The organism is Amycolatopsis sp. NPDC051071, from assembly GCF_040682875.1.
Classification (GTDB): Bacteria; Actinomycetota; Actinomycetes; order Mycobacteriales; family Pseudonocardiaceae; genus Amycolatopsis.
In genome coordinates, this window is sequence record NZ_JBFBBY010000012.1 from 44,143 (window position 1) to 65,028 (window position 20,886).

Annotated in this window: 12 protein-coding genes and 1 riboswitch; of the genes, 6 read left to right on the plus strand and 6 right to left on the minus strand. The window is 70.0% G+C overall.

The genetic code is table 11. From position 1 onward, the window contains the following. The first annotated feature begins 7 nt into the window (after nucleotides 1–7). On the plus strand, nucleotides 8–3,112 hold the full coding sequence (locus tag AB0M65_RS06525; protein WP_364022409.1) for an arabinosyltransferase domain-containing protein: 3,105 nt from the start codon (nucleotides 8–10) through the stop codon (nucleotides 3,110–3,112). Nucleotides 3,113–3,258: 146 nt separating this feature from the next. Here AB0M65_RS06525 and helR read toward each other — a convergent pair whose 3' ends face one another. Together helR and AB0M65_RS06535 are read right to left on the minus strand one after the other, a co-directional pair. After that, entirely contained in the window at nucleotides 3,259–5,433 is a 2,175-nt protein-coding gene (gene helR / locus AB0M65_RS06530) for an RNA polymerase recycling motor ATPase HelR (RefSeq protein WP_364022412.1), read from the minus strand. A 104-nt stretch (nucleotides 5,434–5,537) separates the two neighbouring features. Then, entirely contained in the window at nucleotides 5,538–9,203 is a 3,666-nt protein-coding gene (locus tag AB0M65_RS06535; protein WP_364022415.1) for a WD40 repeat domain-containing protein, read from the minus strand. A gap of 93 nt (nucleotides 9,204–9,296) precedes the next feature. Here AB0M65_RS06535 and AB0M65_RS06540 point away from each other — a divergent pair, with 93 nt between their 5' ends. Beyond that, nucleotides 9,297–9,926, plus strand: a complete 630-nt coding sequence (locus tag AB0M65_RS06540) for a response regulator transcription factor (RefSeq protein WP_364022418.1) — start codon at nucleotides 9,297–9,299, stop codon at nucleotides 9,924–9,926. Here AB0M65_RS06540 and AB0M65_RS06545 read toward each other — a convergent pair. Genes AB0M65_RS06545 through AB0M65_RS06555 form a run of 3 tightly spaced genes read right to left on the minus strand, consistent with a single transcriptional unit; the run spans nucleotide 9,917 to nucleotide 13,121 of the window. Then, nucleotides 9,917–11,422 (minus strand): precorrin-2 C(20)-methyltransferase, encoded by a 1,506-nt coding sequence (locus tag AB0M65_RS06545; RefSeq protein WP_364022421.1) that lies wholly within the window; start codon nucleotides 11,420–11,422, stop codon nucleotides 9,917–9,919. The two genes, AB0M65_RS06540 and AB0M65_RS06545, sit on opposite strands and share 10 nt — an antisense overlap. After that, nucleotides 11,419–12,042: a precorrin-8X methylmutase gene (locus AB0M65_RS06550; RefSeq protein ID WP_364022424.1), complete on the minus strand. Its 624-nt coding sequence runs from the start codon at nucleotides 12,040–12,042 to the stop codon at nucleotides 11,419–11,421. Before AB0M65_RS06550 ends, AB0M65_RS06545 begins: the two co-directional genes overlap by 4 nt. Further along, nucleotides 12,039–13,121: a precorrin-3B synthase gene (locus AB0M65_RS06555; protein ID WP_364022427.1), complete on the minus strand. Its 1,083-nt coding sequence runs from the start codon at nucleotides 13,119–13,121 to the stop codon at nucleotides 12,039–12,041. The genes AB0M65_RS06550 and AB0M65_RS06555 overlap by 4 nt, the downstream gene beginning before the upstream one ends. 99 nt (nucleotides 13,122–13,220) lie before the next feature. Here AB0M65_RS06555 and AB0M65_RS06560 point away from each other — a divergent pair, with 99 nt between their 5' ends. From AB0M65_RS06560 to cobN, 4 genes are all read left to right on the plus strand, one after another. Beyond that, the gene (locus AB0M65_RS06560) at nucleotides 13,221–14,129 is read left to right on the plus strand and encodes an ABC transporter ATP-binding protein (protein WP_364022430.1); all 909 of its coding nucleotides are present in this window, start codon (nucleotides 13,221–13,223) and stop codon (nucleotides 14,127–14,129) included. Further along, a complete protein-coding gene (locus AB0M65_RS06565; protein ID WP_364022433.1) occupies nucleotides 14,126–14,977 on the plus strand; it encodes an ABC transporter permease in 852 nt (283 codons plus the stop codon). Before AB0M65_RS06560 ends, AB0M65_RS06565 begins: the two co-directional genes overlap by 4 nt. 3 nt (nucleotides 14,978–14,980) lie before the next feature. Further along, nucleotides 14,981–15,226 (plus strand): helix-turn-helix transcriptional regulator, encoded by a 246-nt coding sequence (locus tag AB0M65_RS06570; RefSeq protein WP_364022436.1) that lies wholly within the window; start codon nucleotides 14,981–14,983, stop codon nucleotides 15,224–15,226. Nucleotides 15,227–15,828: 602 nt separating this feature from the next. Next, nucleotides 15,829–15,901: riboswitch (cobalamin riboswitch) on the plus strand. Nucleotides 15,902–15,954: 53 nt separating this feature from the next. Beyond that, a complete protein-coding gene (gene cobN, locus AB0M65_RS06575) occupies nucleotides 15,955–19,536 on the plus strand; it encodes a cobaltochelatase subunit CobN (RefSeq protein ID WP_364022439.1) in 3,582 nt (1,193 codons plus the stop codon). Between the two features lie 201 nt (nucleotides 19,537–19,737). Here cobN and AB0M65_RS06580 read toward each other — a convergent pair whose 3' ends face one another. Then, nucleotides 19,738–20,826, minus strand: a complete 1,089-nt coding sequence (locus tag AB0M65_RS06580; RefSeq protein ID WP_364022442.1) for a dihydrofolate reductase family protein — start codon at nucleotides 20,824–20,826, stop codon at nucleotides 19,738–19,740. Nucleotides 20,827–20,886: the final 60 nt, after the last annotated feature.

A 20,886-nucleotide genomic window follows, 5' to 3' on the forward strand; every position in this document is an offset into this window, starting at 1 on the left:
TGCGCCGATGCGTCTGATCGCTGTCACGCTGGGGTTGCTGTCCGCCTTGTGCGCGTTGGCTTTCCCCTTCCTGCCGGTGGTGCAGGACACAGCGGAGGTCGTCTGGCCAACGGGCGGCGACACCCGCTCCGTCAACGCGCCCTTGACCGGGTATTGGGCCCAGGATCTCCGCGTCGATCTGCCGTGCACGGCCGTCCGTTCGCTGGACGCGCGTTCGCAGGGACAGGCACTGCTGTTCTCCACCGTGCCCGACGGCCGCACCGACCCGCGTGCGGGTAAGGGTGTCGGCCTGCAACTGCGGATCGACAACGGCGTGCTCCTCGCCTCCAGCCAGGGCCAGCAGATCGCGCAGCAGCCGCTGCCGGAAAGCAACTGTGACGTCAAACTGGTGGCGGACGCCAACCAGATGACGCTGTCGGTCGCCGACACCGTCGTGTTCCACGCCGACGGCGACGTCCGGCCGCGGCTGGTCGGGATCTACTCCTCGATCAACTCCGGCAAGGACCCGATCGCCGGGCTGCACGTCTCGGTCGTCCCGGACACCCGCTACCAGACGTCGCCGACGGTGCTGAAGTGGATCATCGGCCTGCTCGCGGCGCTGTCGTTCATCGGCTGCCTGATCGCGGTGTGGCGGATGGACTCCGGCTTCGCCCGCCGCGCGCCGCGCTGGGCGCCGGTCGGCTGGTGGCGGCTGACCGCACGCGACGCGACGGTGATCGTCGCGCTCGGCGCCTGGGTTTTCATCGGCCCGGTGACCTCGGACGACGGCTACATCCTCACGATGTCGAGAGTGGCCGAGGACACCGGCTATCTGACCAACTACCACCGCTGGTTCGGCGTCGCCGAGGCACCGTTCGGCTGGGTCTACCACGTGTATCAGCTGATGGCGCACGTCAGCACGGTGCCGCCGTGGATCCGGCTCCCGTCGTTCCTGCTCGGGGTGCTGAGCTGGCTGCTGATCAGCCGCGAGGTCATGCCCCGCCTCGGCACGCAGGTTCGCAGGAGCCGCGCGGCGGGCTGGGCCGCCGCCGCCGTGTTCCTGGTCTGGTGGATGCCGTTCAACAACGGTGTCCGCCCGGAACCGGTCGCCGCGCTGGGCTCGCTGCTGGCGATCTGCGCCGTGGAGCGCGCGCTGGTGACACGACGTCTGCTGCCGCTGGCCCTCGGTCTCACCGCGGCCGGGTTCACCCTTGCCGCGACGCCGACCGGGCTGATCGCGGTCGCGCCGTTCCTGGTCGCCGCCCGCCCGCTGTTCAAACTGGTCCGCCAGCGCGCCGAGAACGGCTGGCTGCCGGTGCTCGCGCCGGTGCTGGCCGCCGGATTGCTGGTGCTGGTCGTGGTGTTCGCCGACCAGACCTTCGCCACCGTGCAGGAAGCGACCCGGATCCGCACGCAGGTCGGCCCGAACCTGTCGTGGTTCCAGGAACTCGCGCGCTACCAGTTGCTCTTCGAAAGCCTGCCGGACGGCTCGATGCCACGCCGGTTCCCTGTGCTGCTCGTGTTGCTGTGCACCGGGACCTGCCTGGTGGTGCTGCTGCGCCGCGGCCGGATCCCCGGTGCCGCACTCGGCCCCAGCCGCCGCCTGATCGGCACGGTCGCCCTGTTCTTCCTGCTGCTGGCTTTGACCCCGACCAAATGGACGCACCACTTCGGCGCGTTCGCCGCGGTCGGCGCGGCCATGGCGGCGCTGACCGCGCTGGCGACCAGTTCGACGGTGCTCCGGTCGAGGCGGAACCGGGCGGCGTTCCTCGCCGGGTTGCTCGTGGTCGGCGCGCTGGCCGCGACCGGGCCCAACTCGTTCTGGTTCGTTTCGAAACTCGGCGTGCAGTGGACCGGGGTGGCGCCCTCGATCGGCGGGCTCCCGCTGTCGACGATCCTGCTGGTCGCGGCCGCGATCTCCGGGATCTACGCGTTCGTCGAGAACGTCCGCGCGCACCGGCCGGGTCTCCCCGCGGGTCCGCAGGAAGGCCGGAGCCGGTCACTGCGGCTCGGTTCGCTCTCGCTGGTGGTCGTCTGCGGTCTGATGGCGACAGGTGAATTCGTCAGCATGGCGTGGGCGATCCACAATCAGGCCGGTTCCTACAGCCTCGGCGCCGCGAACTTCGGGCATCTGTCCGGCAAGAGCTGCAACCTGTCCGACCACGTGATGGTGGAACGGGACGCCGCGACCAGCATCCTGCGTGCCCAGCCGGAACAGCGGACGGTGCCGGTGAAGAAGGAAGAGCCACCCGCCGGGCAGACCCCGCCGCCGCTGCCGAATCCCGATCAGGACAACGGCCGCGTGCAGACCGGGTTCCACACCCGCGCGCTCGACGACAAGGACCCGATCGCCGAACCGCCACACGGCTTCAAACCCGAAGAAGTGCCCATGTGGAGCAGCTTCCTCGACACCGAGACGCGTGCCGGACGGCTTCGCAGTGACTGGTACGCCCTCACCGAAAGGCCATCCGACGGCCAGATCGTGGTCGCCACCGCGGGTGCGTCCCGGCGGCCGACGTCGGTCAGCCTGGACTACGGCGTGAGCACCTCCGAAGGCGTGAAGGTCCTCCGCAGCCAGTTCATGCTCCCGCCGGGCGCGGGGACGAACGGCTGGAACGACACCCGGATCAACCTGCGCGACCTTCCGCCCGAGACGACGTCGGTGCGGATCAACATCGTCGACAACGACCTCACCGAGGACGGCTGGATCGCCGCGTCCGCCCCTCGCGTGCCGACGTTCACCACGCTGACCGAGAAGATCGCGGGCAAGCCGGTGTACGTCGACTGGCCCGCGTCGTTCGTCTACCCGTGTGTGCAGCCGGTGACCTCGCACGACGGCATCTCGAAGATGCCCGAATACCGGATCACCGCCGGCGCCGTCGCCGACGAGGCGAACTGGGCGTCCAGCACCAACGGCGGCCCGATCGGCTGGCTCGAAGAGGTCGCCGGCGAACCCGAGGTGCCCAGCTACCTGATCGGGCAGCCGAGCCAGTCCTGGGGCCAGCTGCTGCAGGTGGAGCCGTTCACCGAGGGGATCGCGCCGACGATCATCCACGGTGAGAAGGTCGTCCCCGGCTGGTGGTCGCCGGGCCCCGGACCGCGGCAGCCGAACGGCAAGGACCCGACGCGCTAGAGACACGTGCCTGAACTCGCAACTCGCGTGCTCGGAGGCGCAACTCGCGTGCTTGGAGCCGTAACTTGCGTGCTTGAAGCCGCAACTCGCGTGCTTGAAGGCGGAACTCGCCGATGCACGCGAGTTACGGGTTCCAAGCACGGGGGTTACGGGGCCAGTCCTGACAGGGCCGTCGGCAGCGGCCCGTCGTGCAGGACGCCGAGACGCTGCGTAGCGCGAGTGAGCGCGACGTAGAGCTCGGCCGCGCCGCGCGGGCCGTCGGCGAGGATGAGCTCGGGTTCCACGACGAGGACGGCGTCGAACTCGAGGCCCTTCGTCTCCGAAGCGGGCACGGTGCCGGGCGTCCCGGGCGGTCCGATCACGATGCTGGTCCCCTCGCGTCCGGCCTCGTCCTTGACGAATTCCGCGATGGCGAACGGCAACGAGTCGCCGGTGACCTTCCGTGCCCACGGCTGGACACCGCAGGAGCGGACCGACTCGGGTGGTTTGACCTCAGGCGCGAAGCCGGCCAGTACCGAAGCGGCGACCGCCATGATCTCCGACGGCGTGCGGTAGTTCACCGTCAGCGACCGGTACATCCAGCGGCCGGGCACGTACGGCTCCAGCATCGAGCCCCATGACCGCGCCCCGGCCTCGGACCGGCGCTGCGCCAGGTCGCCGACGACGGTGAACGACCGGCTGGGACAACGCCGCATCAGCACCCGCCAGTCCATTTCGGACAATTCCTGTGCCTCGTCGACGACGACGTGCCGGTAGGTCCAGTCCCGGTCCGCGGCGGCGCGTTCGACGAGGCTGCGGGTGTCGTGCTCGACGAAGCGATCGGCGAGTTCGTCGGCGAAGAGAAGGTTCTCGGCGGACAAAAGAATGTCCTCGTCCATCTCCTCGCGGTCGAGTTTCATCGTGTCCAGCACACCTTCGGCGTACTCGGCCTCGGCCTTCTTCTCCCGCGCGACGGCTGCCTCGGCCGCCTTCTCCGCGACGACGTCCCGGCCGAGGAGGTCGACGAGTTCGTCGAGCAGCGGCATGTCCGACACCGTCCAGGCCTCGCCGTCGGTACGCAGCAGCGTCTGATCCGCACCGGCCGCGCGGAGCCGTTCCGAGGACGAAAGGAGCGACCCCAGCAGAGTTTCCGGCGTCAGGATCGGCCACAGTACGTCGAGCGCGGCAATGAACGTCTCGCTCTCCGCCAATTCCTTGAGCAGATCCTTCCGCAGCCGCTCCCATTCGTCGCGGTCGTCCCGGCTCAGCCAGCCGCGGCCGATCCGCGCGATCGCGCGTTCGGTGAGCACGTAGGTGACGATGTCGGTGAACACCGGGCGGGCCTCGTTGTGCGGCAACCCGCTCTTGCGTGCCTCTTCCCGCGCCCAGTCCGCGGTCTCGGCGTCGATCCGGACCGTGACGTCGGCCAGCTCGATCGGCATCGGTTCCTCCGGCAGCCGCTGCCGATCGGCGACGGCCGCCGCGAGGACGTCCAGGATCTTCAGCGAGCCCTTGAGCCGCGCGGCTCCGGGGCCGTCCTCCGCGACGACGTGTTTGCCGGGCACGAAGTCGCCGGTGGTCATGAACACGACATCGGTCTCACCCAGCGACGGCAGGACTCGGCCGATGTGGTTCAGGAACGCCGGATTCGGCCCGACCACGAGTACGCCGTGGCGTTCCATCCGCTCGCGCTGGGTGTAGAGCAGGTAGGCGACGCGGTGCAGTGCCACCACTGTCTTCCCGGTACCCGGCCCGCCCTCGATCACCAGCACGCCAGGGTGCTCGTGCCGGATGATCTCGTCCTGCTCGGCCTGGATCGTCGCGACGATGTCACGCATCCCCTCGCCCCGAGGCGCGTTGACGGCGGCGAGGAGCGCGGCGTCACCCTGCGCGTCGCCGCCGGGGCGGCCGAACACCTCGTCGGTGAACCCGGTCAGCTGACGACCGCGGGTGTGGAACTGACGGCGGCGCCGCATTTTCTCCGGCGTCGCGCCGGTGGCGGTGTAGAACGGCCGCGACGCCGGTGCCCGCCAATCGAGCAGCACCGGTTCGTAGTCGTTCTCCTCGTCGAACAGGCCGATCCGGCCGATATAGGAACGCTCCCCCGCATCGCTGTCCAGCCTGCCGAAACACAAGCCGTTGTCCACGACCTCCAGCCGCCGCGACTCCCGGTCGAGCGCACGCACCTCGACGTCGCGCTCCATCGCCGTCCCGCCGGTTCCCCCCAGCGCCGCCTTGAACTCGCCCTTCACCCGTGCACGCTCGGCGTCGAGGCGCGTGTACAGCCCGGCCACGTAGTCGCGTTCGGACCGCAGTTCTTCTTCGTACCCCTGAGTGGTCACAGACTCCCATTTCCGCAGGTTTCGGCTACGGCGTGTGAGTTTGAAGCATCACCGGGGGCTTGTGGCAAGTCCCCCCATGCGCTATATGTTTAATAGGGAGAGAGTTATGGACTACACGGCGGCGAATATTCGAGCCCCGGAAAGTACCTCTCCCACTCTTCTCTCGTGATCCTCGGCGTCGCCAGCAGGCAGATCTCGTCGCCCACCCGCTCCGGATCCGTCTCCCACAGCTGTACGCCGCCGCTGCCGATGGCGAGCGTATGCCCGTCCTCCCGGTACGCCACCGAGTTGATCGTCGCCGCGAAGCCGGTGAGCTGCGCCTTTTCGAGGGGATTCCGGGGATCGGTGAGGTCCCAGACACGCACCGTCCGGAAGGCCGAGGTCGCCAGTTCCCGGCCGGTCGGGCCGAACGCGAGCTGGCCGACGCCTTCGGGATGGCCGCCCAGTTTCGCCAGCCGCACCACATGCGCGCGGTCGGTGATGTCCCACAGGTAGGCGTTGCGGTCGCTGCTGCCCGCGGCCAGGGTGCGCCCGTCGGGGCTGAGCGCCATCTGGAACAGGGCACCGCTGTCGGGACGCGACGTGGACACCAGCGTGGGCCGCCGGGGATCGGCGACGTCCCACAAGGTCACCGCGGCCGAGGCGAGGCCCTGGACAGCCGCGAGCGTGCGCCCGTCGGGTGTGAACGCGAGCGACCACACCGTGCCGTCGCCGACCGGGACGGTCCGCGGGTCGGCGAACCGTGTCGGATCGCTGACGTCCCAGAGCTGGATCGGCCCGTCGTCGTAGCCGGAGGCGAACGTCCGCCCGTCCGGGCTGAACGCCACCGAATACGTCGGCGGGACCCCGGTCGACGCCAGCAGTTTCGGTGCCGCCGGATCGCTGATGTCCCAGCGCTGGAGCACGAAAGCCCCGGCGACACCGGCGCCGTCGTGTGCGGCCAGCGCCAGGCCGCGCCGGTCCGGGCTCAGCGCGACGGCGGTGACGGTGGCCGGGCCGGGGAGCTTCGCGAGCTGCCTCGGCGCGCGGGGGTCGTCCATCGCCCAGAGCCGGACGTCGTCCCCGCCGGTGACGAGGATCCGTCCCTTGCCGGTGAACGCGGCGGCGGTCCACCCGGCGCTGGAAGCCAAGGCCAGCTCTCCGACGTCCTGCAGCCGGACGGTCCGGTCGGCGCTGGTGGACACGATGGTCTTGCCGTCCGGGGAGAACGCCGTCCACCAGATGGCGTTCGTATGCCCGGCCAGCGGCGGCAGTTCCTTCGCCGGTCCGGTGACGTCCCAGAGCCGCACGAACTGGTCGTCCCCGGCGGTGACCACCAGCCTGCCGCTCTGGCTGAACCCGGCCGCCCAGACGACGGCCGGGGTGTTCAGCGTCGACAACGGCCGCGGCGCCGCCGGGTCGGCGACGTCCCAGAGCTTCGAGGTGCGGTCCCAGCTGGTGGTGAGCAGGCGGTGCCCGTCGGGGCTCCACGCCGGGGCGAGCTGCAGATCCCGGTGTCCGGAAAGGACCGAACGCCGCTGGGGAGCGGACGGCGTGGTGACGTCCCAGAGTTCCGCCGTCCAGTTCGTGTTCGTGATCGCGAGGAACCTGCCGTCGGGACTGAAGACGGCGCGGGCGAGCTGCTCGGACGGGGTCCCGCCGAGTACCGCGACCGGTTTCGGCGTGCCGAGGTCGGTGACGTCGGTGAGCCGGACGGTGCGGTCCTCTGAGCCGGTGGCGAGGAGCCGTCCGTCGGGGCTGAAGTCGGCGGAAAGGACGACCTCCCGGTGCCCGGTGACGTCGGCCTTCCGCACCGGGTTCCGCGGATCTCCCAGATCCCAGAGCCGGATCACGTTCGCGCGGGTGACGGTCGCCAGCGAACGCCCGTCCCGGCTGAACGCGAGCGGCCCGCGCACCTCCGTCGAACCGGGCAGCGTCGACAGGAGCACCGGCCGCCGCGAATCGGCGATGGACCACACCTGCGTCGCCTGATAGGAGTCGGAGGTGACCATGAGCGACCCGCTCAGCGCGACCGTGATGTCGCCGGGGTCGAAGGTCATCCGGGTGGCGAACGGTGCCGCCATGGACGCGAGCAGTCCGTCGTGGGTCTCCTGGATCGGCGCGAGCCGGTACGCGGCGAGGCTGAGCTGTGTCGACAGCGCCGGGTTCGAGTCCCGCAACGCCTTCGCGTCGGCGACGGCCTTGCGCGCGAGCGCCACGTTCCGCTGATCGGTCGCGGTGTTCCCGGCATCGACGGCGTAAACGCCGGCCGCGACCGCCAGTACCAGCAGCACGTGGAGGAGCACGACGAGTCTTCGCAACCTTCGGGTCCGCTTGCGGCCGACGGCGGTCTCCTCGGCTTCGGCGTCCAGTCCGGCCCTCAGGAATTCCTGCTCGCGAGCGCTCAGCGCGTCCGGCGACCGGGCCGCGAATTCGGCGGCGAGACCGAGCCGGGTGCCGCGGTAAAGGCTGCCGGTGTCCCGCTCCATGGCGTCCCAGAGGTCGGTCGCCTCGGCGAGCTGACGGTGCAGCCGGTGCCCTTCGCGGTCTTCGGCGAGCCAGTCGCGCAGCCGGGGCCAGCTGCGGATGAGGGCCTCGTGGGCGATCTCGACGCTGTCGCGGTCCAGGACGAGCAGGCGCGCGTCGGCGAGGCGTTCGAGGATTTCCGTCGTGGCCGGGTCGTCGTCGAGTTCGCGCCGGTTGAGACGGCGCTTCGTGTCTTCGGTGCCTTCGCCGAGCGCGGTCAGGCGAAGGAAGATCTGCCGGACGACGGCCTGACAGCCCGGTTGCAGACCGGTGTAGACGGTCTCCGCGGTCTGCGCGATCGCGTTGTGGATCCCGCCCGCCGCCTCGTACGCGGCACTCGTCAGCGTGATCCCTTGACGCCGCCGCCAGGTTTCCAGCAGTGCGTGCGACACCAGCGGGAGCATCGCCGGCTGACCGGTGGCGTCGGCGACCAGCGTCGTGACCAGTGCCGCCTCGACCCGGCAGCCCGCGCGGACGGCGGGTTCGACGATGGCGGTCCGGAGTTCGTCGGCGGTCATCGGGCCGACCATCACCTGCGCGTCGGTGAGGGCCTCGACCAGCCCGGCGTGACGGCAGAGGTGCCCGTAGAAGTCGGCGCGGACGCCGAGGACGACGTGGGTTCCGTGGTCGTCGTGGGCCAGCGCGAGCAGTTTGTCGATGAACAGCTGACGTTCGGCCTCCTCACGACAGAGGGTGTAGACCTCCTCGAACTGGTCGACGATCAGCAGCCGCCCCTCGACGTCGAGGTCCTGCTCCAGCGGATGCGTGCCGGGTGTGCGGAGTACCGAGGGCCGCCCGCTCGCCAATCCGGCCCGCAGCACGGACGATTTGCCCGAGCCCGAAGCGCCGAAGACGCCGACGAGGCGGCGATCCGCGAGTTTGGCGGTCAGTTCGGCGACCAGCCGCTCGCGGCCGAAAAACCGGGCGGCGTCACCCGGCTGGAAGGCGGCCAGCCCCAGATACGGCAGCTCGGTGTCGTCGCGTCCGCCGTCGGCCGCGGCGCGTTCGGCGGCGATCGCGCGCCAGCGGTCCTCCCACGCCGGGACGTCGCCCCCGCACGCCGTGACGTACGCGGCCGTCACCGCGAGGCCGGGCAGTTTCCGGCCGCCCGCCGCCTCCGAAAGCGCGGCGGCCGAGTAGCCCGCACGCGTGGAAAGCTCGCGGTAGGTCGGGCTTCCGGCCTTCTCGCGAAGCAGGCGAAGATCCGCCGCGAACCGTACGACGACATCGTCGCCCGGTCCCAGCGGGCGCTCGCGTCTCGGCACCGGGCCCCCTGATCATCGAAGCGTTATCGAATGGTCATTGTTCACCGAAAACGGCCGGACACTGTACAAAAGTTCTGCGCTACAACCGATGGCGTGCCGATTCGAACCCAAGTGGTGACAGTGGTCTTCGCCGGCGTCCCCGAGCCGCCCGCGTCCCCGGAGCTGGAGGTGGTCGCCCACGCGGCCGACGAACGTGACGCCGTCTCGCACACCACCGCACTGCGCCCGGACGTCCTCGTGCTGACCGTGCGGCCACCCGGCCTCGACGGCCTCGCCGTCACACGCGAGGTGTCGTCCCGCGTACCGGGAACCGCGGTGCTCGTGCTGACCCCGCCCGGCGACAACGAACTCTGGGCGGCCGCGATCCGCGCGGGCGCCCGCGGCGTCGTGGCCGGGAGCGCGGGACCCGAAGACCTGGCCCGCGCCATCCACGGTGTCGCGGCGGGTGCCGTGGTCTTCGGCGAGCACGCCGCGAACCGGCTCTACGGGCTGCTCAGCGCGTCGCGGCCGATCCAGGTGTTCCCGCAGCTCACCTCACGGGAGCACGAAGTCCTCGATCTGCTGGCGGGCGGGCTGGCGATCCCGGCGCTCGCGCGACGGCTGGGACTGGCGCCCAAGACCGTCCGGAACATCGTCTCGGCGATCCAGGCCAAAGTGGGCACGGACGACCGCGAAGTACTGCTCGGACAGGCACGCAACGCCGGGCTCGGCCATCATTCGTAACCGCGCGGCGTCCAGACCACGCCGTCTTCTGCCCTGGTCTTCGAGGAGCCCACGATCAGCAGGCAGCGCATGTCCACGCTCGCCGGATCCAGTGTGCCGAGGGTGACGACGCGGATGTCCTCCTCGGGACCGCCGACGTCGCGCGCGACGACCACCGGCGTCTCCGGCGCGCGGTGCCGGAGCAGCACGTCGCGGGCCTGGGCGAGCTGGGTGGTCCGCGTGCGGGACGCCGGGTTGTAGAGCGCGAGCACAAGATCCGCGGCACCCGCCGCGTCGAGCCGCTTCTCGATGATCTCCCACGGCTTGAGCCGGTCGGACAGCGAGAGGACGCAGTAGTCGTGCCCGAGCGGGGCGCCGACCCGGGACGCGGCCGCCTGCGCGGCGGTCACCCCCGGCACGATCCGCACCCGCGTGCCCGCGCCGTGCCCGGCGGAGACCTGCTCCAGGACGGCCGACGCCATCGCGAACACCCCCGGGTCACCCGAGGACACCACCGCGACCTTGGCGCCGTTCGCCGCCAGCTCCAGTGCCTCGACGGCACGTTCGGCCTCGACCCGGTTGCCCGACGCGTGCCGCCGCTGGCCCGCGCGCTGCGGCACCCGTGCGACGTACGGGCCGTAGCCGACGATGTGCTGGGCCGCCGCGAGTTCCCCGGCGGCTTCCGGGGTCAGCCAGTCCGGTCCGGCGGGACCGAGGCCGACGACCACGACTTCGCCGCCGGTAGGCGTTTCCCCGGGCTTGGGCGGCTCCGGCTCCCCCGCCAGCCGCGACGCGTAGGCCGGGCTGGGCAGCAGTGCCAGCGAGAAGTACGGCACCGTCTCCGGGTCGACGTCGGCGAGCGGCTCGACGCGCTGCGCCTGCCAGGTCGCCCGTTCGATGTAGAAGGCGTCGTCGAGCTTTCCCGCCTCGGCCAGCGCCTCCCGGACGTTGCCGAAGGTGCGGCCGAGTTTGAGCACCGCGGCGGCCTGCGTGTCGGCCAGCCGTCGCGCGAGTTCCGGCGCGGGCAGCGTGCCGGGCAGGATGGTGAGGACCTCGTCGCGCTGCACCAGCGGACGGCCGAGCACGGACGCCGCCGCGCTCACCGACGTCACGCCGGGCACCACCGTCGCCTCGTAGCGATCGGTGAGCCGCTCGTGCATGTACATGTAGGAGCCGTAGAAGAACGGGTCACCTTCGCAGAGCACGACCACGTCGCGGCCGGCGTCGAGGTGCTCGGCGAGCCGTTTCGCGCTCAGCTCGTAGAAATCGGCGATCGCGCCCTCGTAGCCGCCGGGGTGATCGGTGGTCTCGGTGGTGACCGGGTAGACCAGCTTTTCCTCGATCTGGCGGTCCCGCAGATACGGCTCGGCGACCGACCGCGCGATGCTCCGGCCGTGCCGCGCGCTGTGATAGGCGACGACGTCGGCCTCACCGATCAGCCGCGCGGCCTTGACCGTGATCAGCTCGGGGTCACCGGGGCCGAGCCCGACACCCCAGAGTTTGCCCAGCGCGCTCATTCGACCTCACTCGCCATCGCGTTGATCGCGGCGACGGCCATCGCGCTGCCGCCACGGCGTCCGTGCACCACCAGATACGGCGCGGGTGCGCGCTCGGCGAGCTCCACTTTGGACTCGGCGGCACCGACGAAACCCACCGGGACACCGATGATCGCCGCCGGCGCGCCGACCCCCTCGTCCAGCAGTTCCAGCAGCCGGAACAACGCGGTGGGCGCGTTGCCGATGGCCACCACGGAGCCGGGCAGCTTGTCGCGCCAGAGTTCCAGCGCGGCCGCCGAGCGGGTGGTGCCCATCCGCTCGGCCAGCCCCGGCACCTGCGGATCGGACAGCGTGCACAGCACCTCGTTGGCCGAAGGCAAACGTTTGCGGGTCACCCCGGAGGCGATCATGTTGGCGTCGCACAGGATCGGCGCGCCTGCCTCCAGCGCGGCACGGCCCGACTCCACCACGTCGAGGCTGTAGCGGAGGTCGTCGACCAGGTCGACCATCCCGCAGGCGTGGATCATCCGCACGGCCAGCACCGCGACGTCGCCGGGGAGGATCGCGAGATCCGCCTCCTCGCGGATGGTGGCGAACGAATGCCGGTAGATCTCGGCACCGTCCCGGAGGTAGTCGATCACTGTGTTCCCTTCTGTGCCAACGTCCTCGCCAGCTCGCCGGTGGGGACCCACGTCCCGTCGACCAGATAGCCGTCCTCCGCCGCGAGCACGTCGACATGCTCGCGGGCGGGTTTTCCGCATCGCCGTTCACAACCGGCGAAATGCACTCGCGGCGTGTGCCCGATCCGGGCCGCGTCGGCACGGACGTCGGCCAGCGACTTCGCGCAGCCGGGCCGTCCGATACAGGCGCTGACGCCGAGTGACGGCTCGTCCGGATCGACGATCAGGCCGGGGTTTTCGCCGAGGGTTCCGAAGACGAGGATCGAGCGCCACGGGGTGACCACGGCGTTTCCTGCCTTCGCGATCACTCGCGCCTGCTCGGACGTCAGACGGCCGAAGACCGGCGCGACCCCGACGGCGTCGTCCCCGATCGGCCCGATGGGTAGACCCGGCTTGGTGGTGAAGGTCTCCGGTTCCACGGTTTCGCCCGGTATGTCACGAAGAAGTGGTTCCGTGGCCGGGAGTTCGCCGATCCGCCAGGCGGTTCCCCGGATCCGGAGGAAGCTGCGCGCGACCGAGATCAGCGCTTCGACGGCGTGCTCTTCGGTGACGCGCAGCCCGGTGTCGGTGCCGTCGAGCAGCAGCGCGCCGTCACGCCAGCAGACGTCGGCGCCTTCTCCGGCGACGTCGCCGCTACCGCCGTCGATGGCGAAGAGGAAGCGTCCCGGCAATCCGGCCAGCTCAGGAACGGCGCACAGGGCTTCGTCGAGCGCCGGGGCGAGCTCTTGGGCGAGGTCACTGAGGGGTGAGGCGAGGATGTTGCGGACGCGTTCGTGCGACGGCGCGGGCAGGAGACCGGCCGCGGACAACCTCGTCGCGAGGCCGGGCCGGGTGACGCCGCGAAGCTGGACGTTGCCACGGGAGGTCAGGTGAAGCGCGCCGTCACCGAGGTCGTCCGCGGCGTCCGCGAGGGCACTGAGCTGGGCTTTCGTGATGGCGCCGCCAGGCAGCCGGACCCGGGCGAGCGGACCGTCCTCGGCGTCGTGCGTGGCGAAAACGCCAGGGCACGCGTCGGCTCGGACACGCGCGCTCGTGGACATGCGCTCACTTTAGATGCCTCGTTTCGGTGTTAGCACCCGTCGGATCGAATGTAGTAGGTGTGCTACATTTAATCGCAGCACTGAGATGGGGGTGACCTAATGAGAGATCCAGAAGACCTGATGATCTCCGTCAAAGATCTTCGAATGCGTTACGGGACGAACGACGTCCTCCACGGCGTGGATTTCACCGCGCACCGGGGCGAGGTGATCTGCCTGCTGGGGCCGAACGGAGCGGGTAAGACCACGACGATCGAGATCCTCGAAGGCTTCCGGATGCGGTCGGAAGGCGAGGTCAGCGTGCTGGGCATCGACCCGGCACACGCGGACGAGCACTGGAGGGCGCGACTGGGGGTCGTCCTCCAGGCTTGGCGCGACCACGCGAAATGGCGGGTGCGTGAACTGCTGGCGCACCTCGGCGGCTACTACGCGCCGTACTCCACCGATCGCATCAAACGGCCGTGGGATCCGGACGAACTGGTCGCCGCGGTCGGGCTGACCAAGCACGCGGACAAGCGGATCCGGATGCTCTCCGGCGGGCAGCGGCGCCGTCTCGACGTCGCGATCGGCATCGTCGGCCGCCCGGAACTGCTGTTCCTCGACGAGCCGACCGCCGGGCTGGATCCGGAGGCGCGGCGTGAGTTTCACGAACTCGTGCACCGGCTGACCGATGACGACGACACGACGATCCTGCTGACCACGCACGACCTCGACGAGGCCGAGAAGCTGGCCGACCGGATCCTGATCCTGAACCACGGCCGGATCGTCGCCGACGGTTCCGCCGACGCGCTGAGCAGGCAGATCGCCGGCGAGGCCGAGGTGCGCTGGACGCTGGACGGCCAGCGGTTCGTGCACTCGACCACGGAATCGACGAAGTACGTGCACGAACTGTTCAAGCAGCACGGCGACGCCATCGGCGACCTCGAGGTCCGCCGCGCGTCGCTGGAAGACACCTACATGACCCTGGTCCGCAAGGCCGAGACTCCCCTTGTGGAGGTGAGTGCGCGATGAACGCGGTACAGCACAGTGTCCGGCTGGGTGTCCAACGCGGCTGGCTTGAAATCCGTCAGATGATGACCAACCGCGAAGACCTCTTCAACACCTTCATCTTCCCGGTCATCTTCGTGGTCGTCATGTTCTTCATGCGCGACGCGAAATTGCCCGGCATGGATTTCTCGCTCGGCGCCGCCACCGTGCCGAGCGTGCTGGGCGCGTCGATCGTGTTCACCGGCATGCTCGGCATGGCAGGCGTCCTCGCCGTCGAACGCGAGGACGGCACACTCCTGCGTGCCAAGGCCACCCCGAACGGCATGCTGGGCTATCTCGTCGGCAAGGTCGTGACGACCTCCTTCGGCACGGTCGTCGGGACCCTGCTGGTACTGATTCCCAGCCTGTTCCTGTTCGACGGCATCGCGCCCGGCGGGCTGACGTCGTGGCTGGGCCTGCTGTGGGTGCTGGCGCTCGGCCTGCTCGCCACCATGCCGATCGGGGCGATCTTCGGCTCGCTGACCACGAACGCGCGCAGCATCGGGCTGATCATGCTGCCCACCCTTGGCCTTGGCGCGATCTCCGGGGTCTTCTACCCGATCACCGCGTTGCCGGAATGGCTGCAGGGCATCGCGCAGGTGTTCCCGATGTACTGGCTCGGCCTCGGCATGCGCTCGGCGCTGCTGCCGGACTCGACCGTGCTGATCGAAATCGGGCAATCGTGGCGGCCATGGGAGACCCTCGGCGTGCTGACCGCATGGGCCGTGATCGGATTGGTACTGGCCCCGGTGGTCCTGCGGCGTATGGCGCGGCGCGAGTCCGGGTCCTCGGTGGCGGCACGACGGGAAAAGGCGATGCAGCGAATTGGCTAGCTCATGAGCGAAGTCGTTTACAACCGGATCGCGATGCTGCGGGCGGAACGGGGCATCTCCCGCCGCGAGCTCGCCGATGCGCTGGGCGTGCACTACCAGACCATCGGCTACCTCGAACGCGGCGAGTACAGCCCGAGCCTGTACCTCGCGCTGCGGATCGCGACGTTCTTCGAGGTGGCGGTGGAGATCATCTTCTCCACCGCCCCCTTCCCGCGGATCGGTGACTCCTCCTCCGAGCGTTCGGCGTGAAAGTGGCGGAGCGGGCGCACGCGCACGCGGTGCGGCTGGGGCGGGACCGGATCGGCGGGGAGGAACTCCCGCTGGCGCCCTCGGCCAACCCTTGGCCATTACCGAAAAACGGCGACGGCTGAACCCTCTCGCCATCGACCTAAGCGCCACAGGAAAACGAGCCCCACGGCGCCTCAACCCGATTCGCGTCACCCAAGGAACCCGCCAGTCACGACGGCGGCGCGCCCCGGCATGCCCACCGGACCACACCGAGGCAAGCAGGGCTGCGAGTGGCAATTCGGACTACCGAGGAGACGTGGCGTCCCCCAGGCTGCCTGCCTCGCCGAGCCCTCGGACGCCATCCTGGTTCGCAGCCGCGCGTTCACAGCCACTACGCGGCGACAGCCCACCCACGCGGCCCACCAGCCAGCCCGAGCCCGACGAGCCGACCAGCCAGCCGAACCCGACGAGCCACCCCCAGAGAACCCTCGGCCAGACGTTCCCTCGACCAGACGTTCCCTCGACCAGCGCCCACCCGCTCCCGACCCACTTGACGGGCACATCACCTTGACGCCGGGCCGAGCCGCACCGGAGAGTGAGCGGGACCCACGCGTCGGCAGGTGGAGGAACCCGGTGAGAGTCCGGGGCGGTCCCGCCACTGTCACCCCAGCGAACATGAGGGGGAGCCAGGAACTCCGGCCGGCGCGACCGCACGACCCGGGGCGCGGACACCCCGAGTGAGGACTGCCGTGATCCTGCTTCTGTCCACATCGGACACCGACCTGCTCAGCGCACGGGCCACCGAGGCCGACTATCGGCTGGCCAACCCTGCCCGGCTCGATCTGGCGGAGCTTCCCGCGCTGCTCGACGGCGCCCGGATCGTCGTCGTCCGGATTCTCGGGTCGGAGCGCAGCTGGTCCGACGGGCTGGACACGGTTCGCGCGAGTGGCGCGCATGTGGTCGTCCTCGGCGGCGAGCAGACACCGGACGCGCAGCTCATGAAGCTTTCGACGGTTCCGGCGGGGACGGCGGCGGAGGCCCACGCGTATCTCGCGCAGGGCGGGCCGGAGAACCTCGCTCAGCTGCACCGCTTCCTGAGCGACACGCTCCTGCTCACCGGTGACGGCTTCGAGCCGCCGGCGGTGCAGCCGCTGTGGGGCGTCCTCGAGCGAAAGACCCGCCAAGAAAAAGGCCCGGTCATCGCGATTCTCTACTACCGCGCGCATCACCTGTCCGGCAACACCGAGTTCGTCCACGCTCTCTCCGACGCCATCGAGGACGCCGGTGGCCGCGCGCTCCCGATCCACTGCGCGTCCCTGCGCAGCCGCGAGCCGGAGATGATGGCCGAACTGGGCAAGGCCGACGCGCTCCTGGTCACGGTACTGGCCGCCGGCGGCACCAAACCGTCCGAGGCCGGGGCGGGCGGGGACGACGAGGCGTGGGACGTCGCCGAGATGGCCGCGCTCGACATCCCGATTTTGCAGGCACTGTGCCTCACCAGCGATCGTGAGACCTGGTCGGCGAACGACGACGGCCTCTCCCCGCTCGACGCGGGTAACCAGATGGCCGTTCCCGAGTTCGACGGCAGGTTGATCACCGTCCCGTTCTCGTTCAAGGAGATCGACGACGACGGCCTCCCCAAGTATGTACCGGACGCCGAACGCGCGTCGCGGGTCGCCAAGATCGCACTCGCCCACGCCCGCCTGCGGCACACGCCGCCCCAGGAGCGCAAGATCGCGCTGATGCTGTCCGCGTATCCGACGAAGCATTCCCGCGTCGGCAACGCCGTCGGCCTCGACACGCCCGCGTCCGCGATCGAGCTGCTGCGTCTCATGCGTGACCGAGGCTACGACCTCGGTGACGATCCGTTCCCCGGCGTCGAGCCCACCGGCACCGACCAGCCCGACGGCGACGCGCTGATCCACGCGCTCATCGCCGCGGGCGGTCAGGATCCGGAGTGGCTGACCGAGGAGCAGCTCTCCGGCAACCCGATCCGCGTAAGCACGGCCCGGTATCGCGAGTGGTTCGCCGAACTGCCCGCGGAACTCCGCGAAGGGATGGAGGAGCACTGGGGCCCGGCACCCGGCGAGCTCTACGTCGACAACGGTGACATCGTGCTGGCGTCCCTGCGGTCCGGCAACGTCATCCTGATGATCCAGCCGCCTCGCGGGTTCGGCGAGAACCCGGTGGCGATCTACCACAATCCGGACCTTCCGCCGAGCCACCATTATCTGGCCGCCTACCGCTGGCTGGAGCAGGAGTTCGGCGCGCACGCCGTCGTCCACCTCGGCAAACACGGTTCGCTCGAATGGCTTCCCGGCAAGACCGCGGGCCTCTCGGCCTCGTGTGCGCCGGACGCCGTCCTCGGCAACCTGCCGCTGATCTACCCGTTCCTGATCAACGACCCCGGCGAGGGCGCGCAGGCCAAACGGCGTGCGCACGCCACGATCGTCGACCACCTGATCCCGCCGATGGCCCGCGCCGAGAGCTACGGCGACCTGGCGCGGCTGGAGCAGCTTCTCGACGAGCACGCCAACATCGCCGCGATGGACCCGGCGAAGCTGCCCGCGGTCCGCGCGCAGATCTGGACGCTGATCCAGGCCGCGAAGCTCGACCACGACCTCGGTATCGAGGAACGTCCGCACGACGCGGAATTCGACGACTTCCTGCTGCATATCGACGGCTGGCTGTGCGAGGTCAAGGACGCCCAGATCCGCGACGGCCTGCATATCCTCGGCGCCGCGCCGGAAGGCGAGGCGCGGATCAACCTCGTCCTCGCCATGCTGCGTGCCCAGCAGATGTGGGGTGGCAAGCAGGGCGCGGTCCCCGGTCTCCGCTCCGCGTTGGGGCTCAAGGAGAACAGCGACGCACCACTGTCCGAAGTGGACGCCATCGAGCAGAAGGCGCGGTCTCTCGTCGAGGCGATGGAGGCCCGTGGCTGGTCTCCCGCCGCCGTCGCCGAGGTCGTCGCCGACGTCCCGGAGCACCAGGACGTCGCCAGGGTGCTCACCTTCGCCGCCACCGAAATCGTGCCTCGCCTGGCGGGCACCAGCGGCGAACTCGACGCGGTGCTCCACGCACTCGACGGCGGCTACATCCCGGCCGGTCCCAGCGGTTCTCCCCTGCGCGGCCTGATCAACGTCCTCCCGACCGGCCGCAACTTCTACACCGTCGACCCGAAGGCGATCCCGAGCCGTCTCGCCTGGGAGACCGGGCAGGCACTCGCCGACTCGCTTCTGCGCCGCTACCGGGAGGACACCGGGGACTGGCCGAGTTCGGTCGGCCTCTCGGTCTGGGGCACGTCGGCGATGCGCACTTCGGGTGACGACGCCGCGGAAGTCCTCGCCCTCCTGGGTGTCCAGCCGGTCTGGGACGAGGCATCGCGCCGGGTCACCGGGATCGAGGCGATCCCGCTCGCCGAACTCGGCCGCCCGCGCATCGACGTCACCATCCGCATCAGCGGGTTCTTCCGTGACGCCTTCCCGCATGTGATCACCCTGATGGATGACGCCGTCCGCCTCGTGGCGAACCTCGACGAACCGGACGAACAGAACTTCGTCCGCGCCCACTCCCGCGCCGATCTGGCCGCGCACGGTGACGAACGCCGCGCCACCACCAGGATCTTCGGCTCCAAACCGGGCGCGTATGGCGCGGGGCTGCTGCCGTTGATGGACTCGGGAAACTGGCGTGACGACAAGGATCTCGCCGAGGTCTACGCGGTCTGGGGCGGCTTCGCCTACGGTCGCGATCTCGACGGCAGGCCCGCACGCGAGGATATGGAGAACTCGTACAAGCGGATCGTGGTCGCGGCGAAGAACACCGACACCCGTGAGCATGACATCGCCGACTCCGACGACTACTTCCAGTACCACGGCGGCATGATCGCGACGGTCCGCGCGCTCACCGGGACCGCTCCGGCGTCCTACGTCGGCGACAGCACCACCCCGGACGCGGTCCGCACGCGCACCCTCGGCGAGGAGACCGCCCGCGTCTTCCGCGCCCGCGTGATCAACCCGCGCTGGCTGGCCGCGATGCGCAAACACGGCTACAAGGGCGCCTTCGAGCTGGCGGCGACGGTCGACTACCTCTTCGGTTTCGACGCCACCGCGGGCGTGGTCGGCGACTGGATGTACGAGAAGCTCACCGAGTCCTACGTGCTCGACGAGGTCAATCAGGAGTTCCTGCGCCAGGCCAACCCGTGGGCGCTGCGCGGCATCATCGAGCGCCTGAACGAAGCGGCCGAACGGGGGCTCTGGGCGGAGCCGGACGCCGACCTTTTGGCTCAGCTGCGCGAGGTCTACCTCTCGTTGGAGGGGGACCTCGAATCCTGAAGTCACCCGCTGGAGCAGCCTCTTGGCCCGCCCGGCGGTACCACTGTCGTATGCGCAGAACTTAGCGTGACAGGGGCGGTGGGACGACAACGATCGGGAGGACAGCGATGATCAAGCGTCTGTTGAAGGTCGTGCTTCGCCACGGTTGCTGCTCGGCGTGCACCGGTCAGGGCTGCGGCTGCTGCGACGCCTGCAAGTAGGTCAGTGGCGGACACCCGCGAGATGGGTGTTCGCGCGGCGGACGTCGGCGGCGAGGGCTGGTACCTCGATCACCCGGCGTCCGGCCGCCTCCAGTGTCTCGGCGCCGACGCAGTCGACGAACACCGACGGCTCGCGCCAGGCGAATACGACGCGCGGGACTCCGGCGTCGAGGATGAGCTGCGTGCAGCTTCGCGGATGTGACGTCCGGGAGCTGCACGGCTCCAGCGAGGTGTACATCGTCGCCCTCGCCAGCCTCGGGTCTCCCGGTTCGAGTTTGGCGAGGGCGGCTTCTTCGGCGTGGTTCGCCGGATCGCCGTCACCCGAGTAGCCGGTGGAGATCACCTCGCCGTCGGCGTCGGTGATGACCGCGCCGACGCGGAACGTGCGCGGCGGGCAGTTCTCGGCCAAGGCGATGGCTTCACGCAGCCGCAGAATGTCCACTTCGGACGGTTCCGGTGTCGCGTGGTACTCCAGCACGGCGATGTCACCCAAACGCGTGCTTTCGACGAGGGCCAGCCCACGTGGGAACGCGCCGGGGCCGGCGAAGCGCGGCGCACGCGGGTCGCCGACGAAGAACGGCGCGATGGCCAGGTGCAGTTCGTCGACCAAACCCTCGGTGAGGAACTGCGTGTGGATCGCGCCGCCGCCCTCGACCATCAGCCGCCGCACGCCGCGCGCGTGGAGATCGGCCAGCATCGCACGCAGATCGGCCAGTTCGACGACGGTCGCCTTCACCCCCGTGACGACGCCGGGCGGGGCGTAGACCAGCTTCTCCGCGTCACCGACAGTGAAGAACTGGGCCGCCGGATCGAGTGACCCGCTCCGCGTGAGCGTCACCTTGACCGGTTGTTCCGGCCTGCCCGCGGCGACCCGTTCGGCGACCAGCTCCGGCGAGCGGACCAGCAATCTCGGGTTGTCCGCGCGGACGGTGTTCGCGCCGACCAGGATCGCGTCCGAGGCCGCGCGCAGCCTGTCGACCCTGGCCCAGTCGTCCTCAGTGGACAGCACCAGCCGGGTGTCGGTCGCGTCGTCGAGGTAGCCGTCCAGCGAGACCGCGGCGGAGAGCAGGACGTGAGGGCGTTCGATCACGTCCGCCAGTATGCCCCGCTCAGTCGCGGGTCGCCGAAGTGCGTTGCTTACCACTACCGG